The sequence below is a fragment of the Actinomadura sp. NTSP31 genome (genome assembly GCF_041951385.1).
Lineage (GTDB): Bacteria > Actinomycetota > Actinomycetes > Streptosporangiales > Streptosporangiaceae > Spirillospora > Spirillospora napierensis.
Genome location: NZ_JBGNUT010000009.1, coordinates 123,749 through 135,917 on the forward strand (window position 1 = coordinate 123,749; position 12,169 = coordinate 135,917).

Below are 12,169 nucleotides of genomic sequence, written 5' to 3' on the forward strand. Positions count from 1 at the left end.
ACCAGCGGTTCCCGGCCGTCACCAGCGCGAGCCGCCGAGGTCGCGGGAGACGGCGCGGGCCGCGTCCCGCACGAACGCCACCAGCCGGGGCTCGGGGACGCGGGCGGCGTCGCAGATCCGCTCGACCGCCCCGGAGATCCCGATGGCCCCGACGACGAGTCCCCCGTACCCGCGGATCGGGGCGGCGATGCCGGCCTCGCCGATGGACAGCTCCTCGACCTCGGCCGCCCAGCCGCTGTCCCGGACCCGGGTGGCGGCCCGTGCGAGCAGGCGCGGGTCGGTGATCGTCCGGCGGCAGTAGGACTCCAGCTCGGTGTCGCGGATGGACGCCGCCGCGTTGGCGTCGTGCGCCAGCAGCGCCTTGCCGAGCGCAGTCGCGTGCAGCGGCAGCAGCGACCCGACGTCCAGCGCCTGCAGGGTGTCGTCGGGCCGGAAGACGTGGTGGACGACCAGCACCTTCCCGTCGAGCAGGGTGCCGATCCGGACGGCCTCGCCGCTGCGCGAGGCGAGCGCGTCGGCCCAGTTGATCGCGCGGGAGCGCAGTTCGTTGACGTCCAGGTAGCTCGTGCCGAGGTGCAGCAGGGCGGCGCCGAGCTGGTACTTCCCGGTGCCGCCGTCCTGCTCGACGAAGCCGACCCGCTCCAGGGTGCGCAGGATGCCGTGCGCGGTGCCGCGGGCGAGCCCGAGCGAGCTGGCGATCTCGCCGACGCCGAGACGGCCGGAGCTGGCCGCGAGCAGCCGCAGGATCGCGGCGGCCCGCTCGATCGACTGCACGGGTCCGGGCATGCATCCGATGCTAGTTCTCGGGCCAGGGTGCCGACAATGTCGGCAGCCGTCGTCATCACCGCCGTTTCCGTCCCGAACTGCCCGGATTGTGTGATCTGGTGCACAGGGGAGAAGGCTAACCGGCGCCGGGCGACGGGGAAAGTGTTCGACATTGTCGGCAGCCTTCCGTTGTTTCCGGGTCATTACCGTCCTACGTTCAGGCCAGCCTCATGGGGCTATGCGTCCACCCCCGCAGCGAGGAGCACAGACATGGCGGAACGCCGGAAATTCCCACCGCTGGCCGGTGAGCTCGCCGCCGAGTTCGCCGGGACGATGATCCTGATCCTGTTCGGGGTCGGTGTCGTCGCGCAGGTCGCCGGGGCGAACATCGGCGACCACGACAGCATCGCCTGGGCCTGGGGGCTCGGCGTCACGCTCGGCGTCTACGTCGCCGCGCGGATCAGCGGCGCCCACCTCAACCCGGCGGTCACGTTCGCGCTGGCCACCTTCAAGGAGTTCTCCTGGCGGAAGGTCGCGCCCTACATGGCCGCGCAGATCGCCGGGGCGTTCATCGCGGCGCTGATCGTCCGGTGGAACTACAGCGAGATCCTGGCCAAGGTCGACCCCGGCCACACGATCAAGACCCAGGGCGTGTTCTCCACGCTGCCGGGCAACGGGAGCCTGCCGGTCGGCACCTGGGGCGCGTTCCGCGACCAGGTCATCGGCACCGCCATCCTGCTGTTCGTGATCAAGGCGCTCACCGACGTGCGGAACTCGCCGCCGCTGGCCAACCTCGGCCCGTTCCTGATCGGGCTGCTGGTGGTGGCGATCGGGATGGCGTACGGGTCGGACGCCGGCTACGCGATCAACCCGGCGCGCGACTTCGGGCCCCGGCTCGCCTCGTTCATCACCGGTTACGGCGGCGCCTGGAAGGACCAGAACGGGGATCTCTACTTCTGGGTGCCGATCATCGGCCCGCTGATCGGCGGCGTGCTCGGCGCCGGCCTGTACAAGCTGCTGATCGGCTGGTTCCTGCCGTCCGGCGACGACGCCGAGGTCGACGCCGCCAAGCCCGAGCCGGAGTACGAAGCGGCATGAGCGCAGCGAACCGGGGGGTGTGGGGGGTCGTCCCCCCACAAGCCTCCCGCATGAGCGCAGCGACCCGTCCGTCCCTTCCCACTGGAGGTTCCGCACATGGCTGACTTCGTCGGAGCGCTCGACCAGGGCACCACCAGCACCCGGTTCATGATCTTCGATCACGGCGGCAACGAGATCGCCCGCCACCAGCTCGAGCACGAGCAGATCCTGCCGCGGGCCGGCTGGGTCGAGCACAACCCCACCGAGATCTGGGAACGCACCCGCGCGGTCATCCAGAGCACGCTGAACAAGGCGAACCTCGGCCACACCGATCTGGCCGCGTTCGGAATCACCAACCAGCGGGAGACGACGCTGGTGTGGAACCGCCGCACCGGGCGGCCCTACTTCAACGCGATCGTCTGGCAGGACACCCGCACCGACCGCATCGCCTCCGCGCTGGAGCGGGAGGGCAAGGGCGACGTCATCCGGCGCAAGGCCGGGCTGCCGCCCGCCACCTACTTCTCCGGCGGCAAGATCCAGTGGATCCTGGAGAACGTCGACGGGGTCCGGGAGGCCGCGGAGAAGGGCGACGCGATCTTCGGGACGACCGACAGCTGGGTGCTGTGGAACCTCACCGGCGGGCCGGACGGGGGCGTGCACGTCACCGACGTCACCAACGCCAGCCGCACCATGCTGATGGACCTGGAGACCCTCGACTGGGACGACGAGCTCCTGTCGTTCTTCGGCATCCCGCGCTCGATGCTCCCGGAGATCAGGCCGTCCTCGGCGCCCGGCGGCTACGGGGTGACGCGCGCCGACGGCCCGCTCGGCGGCGAGGTCCCGCTGACGGCCTCGCTCGGCGACCAGCAGGCCGCCACCGTCGGCCAGGTGTGCTTCGCGCCCGGCGAGGCCAAGAACACCTACGGCACCGGCAACTTCCTGCTGCTCAACACCGGCAACGAGCTGGTGCGGTCGAAGAGCGGGCTGCTGACCACGGTCTGCTACCAGTTCGGGTCCGAGAAGCCGGTGTACGCGCTGGAGGGCTCCATCGCGGTCACCGGGTCGGCGGTGCAGTGGCTGCGCGACCAGCTCGGCATCATCTCCGGCGCCGCCCAGAGCGAGGCGCTCGCCCGGCAGGTCGAGGACAACGGCGGCGTGTACTTCGTCCCCGCGTTCTCGGGCCTGTTCGCCCCCTACTGGCGGTCGGACGCCCGCGGCGCCATCGTCGGGCTGTCGCGCTTCAACACCAACGCCCACCTGGCCCGCGCCACCCTCGAATCCATCTGCTACCAGTCCCGGGACGTCGTCGAAGCCATGCGCGAGGACTCCGGCGTCGCCCTCGACACGCTCAAGGTCGACGGCGGGATCACCGCCAACGAGCTGTGCATGCAGATGCAGGCCGACATCCTCGGCGTGCCGGTGTCGCGCCCGGTGGTCGCCGAGACCACCGCACTCGGCGCCGCCTACGCCGCCGGCCTCGCCGTCGGGTTCTGGAACAACACCGACGAGCTGCGCCAGAACTGGAACGAGGACAAGCGCTGGCAGCCCACCTGGAGCGACGAGCAGCGCGAGAAGGGCTACGCCGGCTGGAAGAAGGCCGTCAGCCGGACCCTCGACTGGGTCGACGTGGACTAGACCCGGCCGGGACCACGACGCGCGGCGGGGCCGGGGAACCGGCGCCGGCCCCGCCCGCACCTTCCTGACCGACCACCCCTCATCGGGAGCATGCAGTGACATCCGTAGCCCTCGGCCCTCGGTACCGCGAGGACACCCTGCGCGACCTGGCCGAGACCGAGTTCGACGTCCTGGTCGTCGGCGGCGGCATCGTCGGCGCGGGCGCCGCGCTCGACGCGATCTCCCGGGGCCTGTCCGTAGCCCTGGTGGAGGCGCGCGACTGGGCGGCCGGCACCTCCAGCCGTTCCAGCAAGCTGATCCACGGCGGGCTGCGCTACCTGGAGCAGCGCGATTTCGGGCTGGTCCGGGAGGCGCTGCGGGAGCGCGGTCTGCTGCTGCACCGGCTCGCGCCGCACCTGGTGCGGCCCGTCCAGTTCCTGTACCCGCTGCGCAACCGGGTGTGGGAGCGGGCGTACGTCAGCGCGGGCGTCACCCTGTACGACACCATGGGCGGCGCCCGGTCGCTGCCCCGGCACCGGCAGCTGACGCGCCGCCGGGCGCTGCGGGAGGCGCCGGCCCTGCGCTCGGACGCGCTCGTCGGCGCGATCCAGTACTACGACGCGCAGGTCGACGACGCCCGCTACACGATGATGGTCGCCCGCACCGCCGCCGAGTACGGCGCCCGGGTCGCCACGCGCGCCGAGGTGACCGGGTTCCTGCGCGAGGGCGAGCGGGTCACCGGCGCGCACGTGCTGGACCTGGAGGGCGGCCGGGAGATCACCGTCCGCGCGCGCCGGGTCGTCTGCGCGACCGGCGTGTGGACCGACGGCGCGCAGGCGATGACCGGGTCCCGCGCGGCGTTCGCGGTGCGCGCGTCCAAGGGCGTCCACCTGGTGGTGCCGCGCGACCGCATCCCGATGGGCACCGGGCTCATCACCCGGACCGAGCGCAGCGTGCTGTTCATCATCCCGTGGGGGCGGCACTGGCTCATCGGGACGACCGACACCCCGCACGACGGCGGCCCCGACGAGCCGGTCGCCGACCACACCGACATCGGCTACCTGCTGGATCGGGTGAACGAGGTGCTGCGCACGCCGCTGACCACGGACGACGTCGAGGGCGTGTACGCGGGGCTGCGGCCGCTGCTGTCCGGCGAGATGGACGACACCGCGCGGCTCTCGCGCGAGCACGCCGTCGCCGAGCCGGTGCCCGGCCTGGTCGTGGTCACCGGCGGCAAGTTCACCACCTACCGGGTGATGGCGCGGGACGCGGTCGACGTGGTCGCCGAGGGCCTGGACGAGTCGGTGCCCGCGTCGGTCACCGGGCGGCTGCCGATCATGGGCGCGGTCGGCTTCGAGGTGCTGTGGAACGACCGGCGCCGGATCGCGGCCCGCTCCGGCCTGCACGTCGCGCGGATCGAGCATCTGCTGCGCCGGTACGGGTCGTGTGCGCAGGACGTGCTCGCCCTGGTCGCCGCGGACCCGGCGCTCGGCGCCCCGATCCCCGGCGCGGAGGACTACCTGTGCGCCGAGGCCGTCTACGCGGTGACGCACGAGGGCGCCCTGCACCTGGAGGACGTCCTGGCCCGGCGGCTGCGCGTGTCGATCGAGGAGTGGGACGGCGGCCTCGCCGCGGCGGCGCACGTCGCCGGGCTGATCGCGCCCCGGCTCGGCTGGTCCCGCGAGGACGCCGCCGACGAGGTCAAGCGCTACGTCCTGCAGATCAGGGCGGAGCGCCGGGACGCGCCGGCCGTCGTGGAGCCGCCCGTGACGGCCGCCTAGCCGGCGGTGAACGTCGCGGTCATCGCGGTGACGCCGCCGGGCGCTTCGATCGACAGCTCCCCGTCCGGCGAGCCCGCCGCCGCGAACGGCTGCCGCGCGTAGACGGGCCTGCGGGCGCGGAACGACAGTTCCGTCACCTTCAGGCCCGCCCTGCGGGGTAGTTCCAGGCACAGGATCGCCAGCAGCGGGCCATGCACGACGAGCCCGCCGTGCCCTTCGACCTCGGTCGCGTAGGTCTCGTCGTAGTGGATGCGGTGGGCGTTGTAGGTGAGTGCGCTGAACCGGAACAGCAGCACCGGGTCGGCCGTCACCGGCAGCGTCCATGGCGCCGTCACGTCGGGCGCCTCGAAGGACACCTCCGGCGGGCGGGACGCCGTGTCGCCGCTGCGGTAGACGAGGTCCTGCTCCTCCACCGCGATCTCGGCGCCGTCCCGGAGGAAGGTGTGGCGGACGGTCACGAAGAGCATCTCGCCGCTGCGTCCCTGCTTGACCGCCGTTGAGGCCAGTTCGGCGCGGCGCGTCACGGTGTCGCCGACGCGCAGCGGCTCGCGGACACGGAACCGCCCGCCGGCGAACATGCGCCGCCGGTCGGGGATCGGCGGCAGGAAGTGCCCGGCCATCGGGTGGCCGTCGGGGCCGAGCTCGCGCTGCGCGGGACGTTCGAGGAAGTGCAGCCAGTGCCACAGCGGCGGCAGCTCCTCCCCCGGCGGCTCGACGTCCAGCAGCCCCGCCACCGCGGCCGACGGCGCGGCGTCGATCACCTCGGCCGCCTCCACCGGTTCCGGCGACCAGCCGTCGACGTCGATCATCGCCCCACCTCCCGGCCGTTCGTCGTTCCCCAGGGATTATGCCGACCGGCGGGAACGGCGCCGGGCCCGGGTCCCGCGGCGGGGAACCCGGGCCGGGGACGCCCTACTTCGCGAACGCGTCGACGCCGGTCAGCTCGGCGGAGTACGCCCACAGCCGGGCGGCCTCGTCCGGGTCGGTCGCGTAGGGCCGCACGCCGACGGGCGCGGGCGCGCCAGCCTGCCGGCCGCGGACCTCCGGCATGCCGGCCGGCGTCGGTTCGGCGATGTCGCAGTCCATGCAGTAGACGCCGCCCATCCCGTCCAGCCGCGGCGACGTCGCCGCCCACACCGCCGTCGCGGCGCCCTGCTCCGGGGTCTTGAAGCCCTGGGCGATCTCGTTGCCGTCCTCGTCGATCCACCCGTACGCGATCTTGTCCTCGGTCGGGATGTGGCGCTGCAGCGGCGTGAGGATGCTGCCCGGATGGAGCGAGAACGCGCGCACCGCGTCCTTCGCCAGCGCGTCCAGGTGCACGGCGAACAGCACGTTGGCGGTCTTCGCCTGCCCGTAGGCCTCCCACCGGTCGTAGCCGCGCGTGAAGTGCGGGTCGTCCCAGCGCATGCGGGAGAAGTGGTGCCCCTGCGAGGAGACGGCGACGACCCGGGCGCCGGGGCCGACCGCCGGCCTCAGCCGGTTCACCAGCGCGAAATGGCCGAGATGGTTGGTGGCGAGCTGCGCCTCCCAGCCCGGCCCGACCCGGGTCTCCGGGCAGGCCATGACCGCCGCGTTGCCGATGATCATGTCGATGCCGCGGCCGGACGCCAGGAACCGGTCGGCGAAGGACCGCACGCTCTCCAGGTCGCCGAGGTCCAGCTCGTCCACCTCGACGCCGCCGACCCCGTCGAGCGCCTCCTTCGCCACCGCGGGACGCCGCGCCGGCACCACCACGTGCGCGCCGGCCCCGGCCAGGGCGCGGGTCGTCTCCAGCCCGAGCCCGGAGTAGCCCCCGGTCACGACGGCCAGCTTCCCCGAGAGGTCGATGCCGTCCAGGACGTCCCGCGCCGTGCTGCCGAAACCGAAGCCCGAATCGATCCTGCGTTGCGGAGTGATCATGCACCGTACGCTACGAGTTCGAGCGCACTCCAAGTCAAGCCGGGCGCTGCGCCGGGATCTCGGGGCAGTGGGTGCCGGTGTAGATCGTCGGCATGCAGCGGTTGCAGTGGATGCACAGCGACCGCGTCGCGGGGTCCTCCGCGATCCTGTTCACCAGGTCGGGTTCGCGCAGCAGCGCACGTCCCATCGCGACGAACTGGAAGCCCTCCGCCATCGCCGTGTCCATCGTCGCGCGGTTGGTGACGCCGCCGAGCAGGATGAGCGGCAGGTCCAGTTCGGCGCGGAACCGGCGGGCGTGTTCGAGGAGGTAGGCGTCCTGGTACGGGTAGGCGCGCAGGAACTTCGTGCCGGACATCCGGATGCCCGTCCGCAGCGGCTGCTTGAAGTTGGCGGCGAACTCCTTGACCGGCGCGCCACCGCGGAACAGGTACATCGGGTTCAGGAGGGAGCTGCCCGCCGTCAGCTCCAGCGCGTCGACGGTGCCCTCCTCCTGCAGCCACCGGGCGACCTGCAGGCTGTCGTCGATCTCGAGCCCGCCCGGCACGCCGTCCCGCATGTTGAGCTTCGCGGTGACGGCGATCCGGTCGCCGACCTCCGCGCGCACCGCGCGGGCGATGCCCAGCGCCACCTTGGCGCGGTTCTCGATCGGCCCGCCGTAGGCGTCGTCGCGCTTGTTCAGCCGCGGGCTGAGGAACGAGCTGGCCAGGTAGTTGTGCCCGAAGTGGATCTCGACGGCGTCGAAGCCCGCCTCGATCGCCAGCCGCGCCGCGTCGGCGTGCGCCCGGGTGACCCGGTCGATGTCCTCGGCCGTCGCCGCCTTGGTGAAGCGCATCCCGAGCGGGTTGAAGAACCGTCCGGCCGACAGCCCCCGCATCTTGTTGGAGCTCGCGTCGGCGACGGGCCCGGCATGCCCGATCTGCGCGGACGCGGCGGCGCCCTCGGCGTGCACAGCGTCGGTGAGGCGCCGCAGACCGGGAACGGCCTCCGGCCGCATGTAGATCTGCCGCCGCTCCGTGCGTCCCTCGGGCGCGACCGCGCAGTAGGCGACGGTCGTCATCGCCACTCCCCCGGCGGCGGGCCGCCGGTGGTACTCGATCAGGTCGTCGGTGACGAGGGCGTCCGGCGTCATGCCCTCGAACGTGGCAGCCTTGATGACCCGATTCCGCAGCGTGACGGGCCCGAGCTTCGCGCTTTCGAAGACGTCCACACCGAACTCCGATCAGGGGCGAGGGGAGGCGCCGGGCCCGCGGCCTTCCGCGGGCCCGGTCCGGTCAGAGCCTTTCGAGGATCGTGACGTTGGCCTGGCCGCCGCCCTCGCACATCGTCTGCAGGCCGTAGCGGCCGCCGGTGCGCTCCAGCTCGTGCAGCAGGGTGGTCATCAGGCGGGCACCGGTGGCGCCGAGCGGGTGGCCGAGGGCGATGGCGCCGCCGTTGGGGTTGACCTTCGCCGGGTCGGCGCCGGTCTCCTTCAGCCAGGCGAGCACGACCGGCGCGAACGCCTCGTTGATCTCGACGGCGTCGAAGTCGCCGATCGTCATGCCGGTCTTCTTCAGCGCGTGCGCGGTGGCGGGGATCGGCGCGGACAGCATCCGGATCGGGTCCTCGCCGCGCGCGGAGAGGTGGTGGATGCGGGCGCGCGGGGTGAGGCCGTGGTCCTTGACGGCCTGCTCGGACGCGATGAGCAGCGCGGCGGAGCCGTCGGAGATCTGCGAGGCGAGCGCGGCGGTGAGCCGGCCGCCCTCGACGAGGGTCTTCAGCCCCGCCATCTTCTCCCGGGTGGTGTCGCGGCGCGGGCCCTCGTCGGCGGTGACGCCCTCCAGCGGGACGATCTCCCGCTCGAACCGGCCCTCGTCGATCGCGCGGATGGCCCGCTGGTGCGACTCGTAGGCGAACGCCTCCATCTCCTCGCGGGAGATGTCCCAGTCGCGCGCGATCATTTCGGCGCCGTTGAACTGCGACACTTCGGCGTCGCCGTACCGCTCCGTCCAGCCCTTGGAGCCGGCGAACGGGCCCTGCGTGAAGCCGAGCGGCTCCGCGGCGGTCATCGCGAACGAGATCGGGATCTGCGACATGTTCTGCACGCCGCCCGCGACGACCAGGTCGGACGTCCCGGCCAGGACGGCCTGCGCGGCGAAGTGCACGGCCTGCTGGGAGGAGCCGCACTGCCGGTCGACGGTGACGCCGGGGACCTCCTCGGGCAGCCCGGCGGCGAGCCAGCAGGTGCGGGCGATGTCGCCGGCCTGCGGGCCGACGCTGTCGACGTTGCCGAACACCACGTCCTCGACGGCGGCGGGGTCGACCTTCGCGCGGTCCATCAGCGCCTTCAGCACGTGGGCGCCGAGGTCGGCGGGGTGGACGCCGGCGAGCCCGCCCTTCTTGCGGCCGACCGGCGCGCGGACCGCTTCGACGATGTAGGCCTCGGCCATGGGGGGTGTCTCCTTCGGGGCTAGCTCGCCTGGATGCCTTCGAGGACCATGGCGAGGTACTGCTTGGCGATGTCGTCGGCGGACAGCCGCCCGCCGTGCTGGTACCAGTTGGCCGCGACCCAGACGGTGTCGCGGATGAAGCGGTAGATCAGCGTCCGGTCGAGGTCGGCGCGGAACGCGCCCTCCTCGACGCCCCCGTCCAGCAGGGAGAGCCACATCTGCTCGAACCGGCGCTGCGATTCGAGCAGGTAGTGGAAGCGTTCGCTGGTGGCGAGGTGCTTGGACTCGTTCTGGTAGAGGACGACGGCGGGCCGGTGCCGGTCGATCGAGCGGAACGACTCGACGATGACGCCCTCCAGGGTGTCGCGGGCGCTGAGGCCGGCGGCGAGGACGCGCTCGTAGGCCGCCCACATCTCGTCCAGGAAGGTCGACAGGATCTCGTCGGCCATCGCCTCCTTGGAGTCGAAGTGGTAGTAGAGGCTGCCGCCGAGGATCCCGGCGGCGTCGGCCACCTTCCGGATGGTGGTGGCGGAGTACCCCTGCGAGGCGAACACCTCGGCGGCGGTGGCGAGCAGTTCGGCCCGCCGCTCCGCGCGCGCGGCGGCGGTGCCCTCGGCGTCGCGCCGTCGTGGACTCATGGTCGGTTCCTAAGCGTGCTGGGAAGACACGGAGACGACCTCCCCGGTCATGTACGAGGAGTAGTCGCTGGCCAGGAAGACGATAACGTTGGCCACCTCCCAGGGCTCGGCGTAGCGGCCGAACGCCTCGCGCCGCGTCAGCTCGTCCAGCAGCTCCTCCGAGGTCACCTTGACCAGGTGGGGGTGCATGGCGAGGGACGGCGAGACGGCGTTGATCCGCACACCGAACTCCGCGGCCTCCAGCGCGGAGCAGCGGGTGAGGGCCATCACGCCGGCCTTGGCGGCGGCGTAGTGGGACTGGCCCTTCTGCGCCCGCCAGCCGATCACCGAGGCGTTGTTGACGATGACGCCGGCGCCCTGGTCGCGCATGATCCGCAGCGCGGCGCGGGTGCAGCGCATCGTCCCGTTCAGGGTGATGTCAAGGACGCGGCCCCACTGGTCGTCGGTCATGTCGACGAGGTCGGCGGTGCCGCCGAGGCCGGCGTTGTTGACGGCGACGTCGATCCGGCCGAACCGCTCCACGCCGAGCGCGTACAGGGCCCGGACCTGCTCCTCGTCGGTGACGTCGCAGGCCAGCGAGGCGACCCGGTCGGCGCCGAACTCCTTCTCGAGTTCCTGCGCGGACGCGGCGAGCCGCCACTCGTGCGCGTCGGAGATCAGGACGCGGGCGCCCTCCTCCAGGCAGCGGCGCGCGGTGGCGCCGCCGATCCCGGCGCCGGCCGCGGCCGTGATCACGACGGCGCGGTCCTTCAGCAGGCCGTGCCCGGGGACGTAGGGGGGCGGCGTCATCCGCGAGCCTCTCTGGGGAGACCGAGCACGCGCTCGGCGATGATGTTGCGCTGGATCTCGTTCGACCCGGCGTAGATCGTGTCGGAGCGGGAGAACAGGAACAGCCGCTGCCAGTCGTTGAGGTCGTACGGTTCGCTGTCGGCGACCATCCCGGCGGCGCCGAGGACGTCCATGGCCAGCTCGCCGAGCTCGCGGTGCCAGGTGCCCCAGACGAGCTTGGAGATGGACGACTCGGGGCCGGGGGCGCCGGACGCGACGCCGGCCATGGTGCGCACCGCGTTCAGCCGCATGACCTCCAGGCCCATGTAGGCGCGGGTGAGGCGGTCGCGCAGCAGCGGGTCGTCGATGGCGCCGGTGCGGCGGGCGAGGTCGAGCACGCCCTCGAACTCGCGGCGGAACCCGACCTGCTGGCCGAGGGTGGCGACGCCGCGCTCGAAGCCGAGCGTGGCCATCGCGATCTTCCAGCCCTCGCCGGGCGCGCCGACGATGTTGCCGGCATCGGTGCGGGCGCCGTCGAAGAAGACCTCGTTGAACTCCGAGGTGCCGGTGAGCTGGACGATCGGCCGGATGTCGACGCCGTCCTGCTTCATCGGGACGAGCAGGTAGGACAGGCCGTGGTGGCGGGACGAGCCGGGCTCGGTGCGGCAGACGACGAAGCACCAGTCCGATTCGAGGGCGTTGGACGTCCAGACCTTCTGCCCGTCGATCGTCCAGTGGTCGCCGGCGAGCGCGGCGCGGGTCTGCACGTTGGCGAGGTCGGAGCCGGCGTTGGGCTCGGAGTAGCCCTGGCACCACAGCTCCTCGACCGCGACGATCGGCGGCAGGAAGCGGGCCCGCTGCTCGTCGGTGCCGAACGCGATGATCGTGGGGCCGAGCAGGTTCTCGCCGATGTGGCCGACGCGCGCCGGGGCGTCGGCGAGCGCGTACTCCTCGTTGAAGATCACCTGCTGCCGGACGGTGGCGCCGCGGCCGCCGTGCTCCTCGGGCCAGCCGACGCACGTCCAGCCCGCCGCGGCCATGTGCCGTTCCCAGGCCAGCCGCTCCTCGAACGCCTCGTGCTCGCGGCCGGGCCCGCCGAGCCCGCGCGCGTGCGCGAACCCGCCCGACAGGTTGGCCTCCAGCCAGCCGCGGACCTCGGCGCGGAACTCCCGGTCCGCCGGGGACTCGTTCTGCTTCACGC

At 72.6% G+C, this 12,169-nt stretch carries 11 protein-coding genes; 3 read left to right on the top strand and 8 right to left on the bottom strand.

Features of this window, described 5'->3' with window-relative positions; translation table 11 throughout:
- Positions 1–18: 18 nt before the first annotated feature.
- Positions 19–786 carry an IclR family transcriptional regulator gene (locus ACA514_RS17480; protein WP_375042201.1) on the bottom strand — a complete coding sequence of 256 codons (768 nt, stop codon included), beginning with the start codon at positions 784–786 and terminating at the stop codon, positions 19–21.
- Positions 787–1,035: 249 nt separating this feature from the next.
- Here ACA514_RS17480 and ACA514_RS17485 point away from each other — a divergent pair, with 249 nt between their 5' ends.
- The 3 genes from ACA514_RS17485 (at position 1,036) to ACA514_RS17495 (ending at position 5,237) form a co-directional block, all read left to right on the top strand.
- Positions 1,036–1,863: an MIP/aquaporin family protein gene (locus ACA514_RS17485; RefSeq protein WP_375042202.1), complete on the top strand. Its 828-nt coding sequence runs from the start codon at positions 1,036–1,038 to the stop codon at positions 1,861–1,863.
- A 96-nt stretch (positions 1,864–1,959) separates the two neighbouring features.
- Positions 1,960–3,477: a glycerol kinase GlpK gene (glpK, locus tag ACA514_RS17490; protein WP_375042203.1), complete on the top strand. Its 1,518-nt coding sequence runs from the start codon at positions 1,960–1,962 to the stop codon at positions 3,475–3,477.
- A 95-nt stretch (positions 3,478–3,572) separates the two neighbouring features.
- Positions 3,573–5,237, top strand: a complete 1,665-nt coding sequence (locus ACA514_RS17495; RefSeq protein ID WP_375042204.1) for a glycerol-3-phosphate dehydrogenase/oxidase — start codon at positions 3,573–3,575, stop codon at positions 5,235–5,237.
- On the opposite strand, the gene ACA514_RS17500 is transcribed toward ACA514_RS17495, so the two are convergent.
- The 7 genes from ACA514_RS17500 to ACA514_RS17530 form a co-directional block, all read right to left on the bottom strand.
- The gene (locus tag ACA514_RS17500) at positions 5,234–6,046 is read right to left on the bottom strand and encodes a MaoC family dehydratase N-terminal domain-containing protein (RefSeq protein WP_375042205.1); all 813 of its coding nucleotides are present in this window, start codon (positions 6,044–6,046) and stop codon (positions 5,234–5,236) included. The genes ACA514_RS17495 and ACA514_RS17500 overlap by 4 nt on opposite strands.
- 103 nt (positions 6,047–6,149) lie before the next feature.
- Positions 6,150–7,136 (bottom strand): SDR family NAD(P)-dependent oxidoreductase, encoded by a 987-nt coding sequence (locus tag ACA514_RS17505; protein ID WP_375042206.1) that lies wholly within the window; start codon positions 7,134–7,136, stop codon positions 6,150–6,152.
- A 34-nt stretch (positions 7,137–7,170) separates the two neighbouring features.
- The gene (locus ACA514_RS17510) at positions 7,171–8,343 is read right to left on the bottom strand and encodes an NADH:flavin oxidoreductase (RefSeq protein WP_375042207.1); all 1,173 of its coding nucleotides are present in this window, start codon (positions 8,341–8,343) and stop codon (positions 7,171–7,173) included.
- 64 nt (positions 8,344–8,407) lie between these two features.
- Positions 8,408–9,562 (bottom strand): acetyl-CoA C-acetyltransferase, encoded by a 1,155-nt coding sequence (locus ACA514_RS17515; RefSeq protein WP_375042208.1) that lies wholly within the window; start codon positions 9,560–9,562, stop codon positions 8,408–8,410.
- A gap of 20 nt (positions 9,563–9,582) precedes the next feature.
- Positions 9,583–10,200: a TetR family transcriptional regulator gene (locus ACA514_RS17520; protein WP_375042209.1), complete on the bottom strand. Its 618-nt coding sequence runs from the start codon at positions 10,198–10,200 to the stop codon at positions 9,583–9,585.
- Between the two features lie 9 nt (positions 10,201–10,209).
- A complete protein-coding gene (locus tag ACA514_RS17525; RefSeq protein WP_375042210.1) occupies positions 10,210–10,989 on the bottom strand; it encodes an SDR family oxidoreductase in 780 nt (259 codons plus the stop codon).
- Positions 10,986–12,167, bottom strand: coding sequence for an acyl-CoA dehydrogenase family protein (locus ACA514_RS17530; RefSeq protein ID WP_375042211.1), 1,182 nt, complete (start codon positions 12,165–12,167; stop codon positions 10,986–10,988). The genes ACA514_RS17525 and ACA514_RS17530 overlap by 4 nt, the downstream gene beginning before the upstream one ends.
- Between the last annotated feature and the right edge of the window lie 2 nt (positions 12,168–12,169).

What these genes read in the sequence shown, in the direction of transcription:
- glpK (WP_375042203.1), top strand. Translation starts at nt 1,960, where the DNA reads ATGGCTGACTTCGTCGGAGCGCTCGACCAGGGCACCACCAGCACCCGG.
- ACA514_RS17500 (WP_375042205.1), bottom strand. Translation starts at nt 6,046, where the DNA reads ATGATCGACGTCGACGGCTGGTCGCCGGAACCGGTGGAGGCGGCCGAG.
- ACA514_RS17515 (WP_375042208.1), bottom strand. Translation starts at nt 9,562, where the DNA reads ATGGCCGAGGCCTACATCGTCGAAGCGGTCCGCGCGCCGGTCGGCCGC.
- ACA514_RS17485 (WP_375042202.1), top strand. Translation starts at nt 1,036, where the DNA reads ATGGCGGAACGCCGGAAATTCCCACCGCTGGCCGGTGAGCTCGCCGCC.
- ACA514_RS17505 (WP_375042206.1), bottom strand. Translation starts at nt 7,136, where the DNA reads ATGATCACTCCGCAACGCAGGATCGATTCGGGCTTCGGTTTCGGCAGC.
- ACA514_RS17525 (WP_375042210.1), bottom strand. Translation starts at nt 10,989, where the DNA reads ATGACGCCGCCCCCCTACGTCCCCGGGCACGGCCTGCTGAAGGACCGC.
- ACA514_RS17520 (WP_375042209.1), bottom strand. Translation starts at nt 10,200, where the DNA reads ATGAGTCCACGACGGCGCGACGCCGAGGGCACCGCCGCCGCGCGCGCG.
- ACA514_RS17480 (WP_375042201.1), bottom strand. Translation starts at nt 786, where the DNA reads ATGCCCGGACCCGTGCAGTCGATCGAGCGGGCCGCCGCGATCCTGCGG.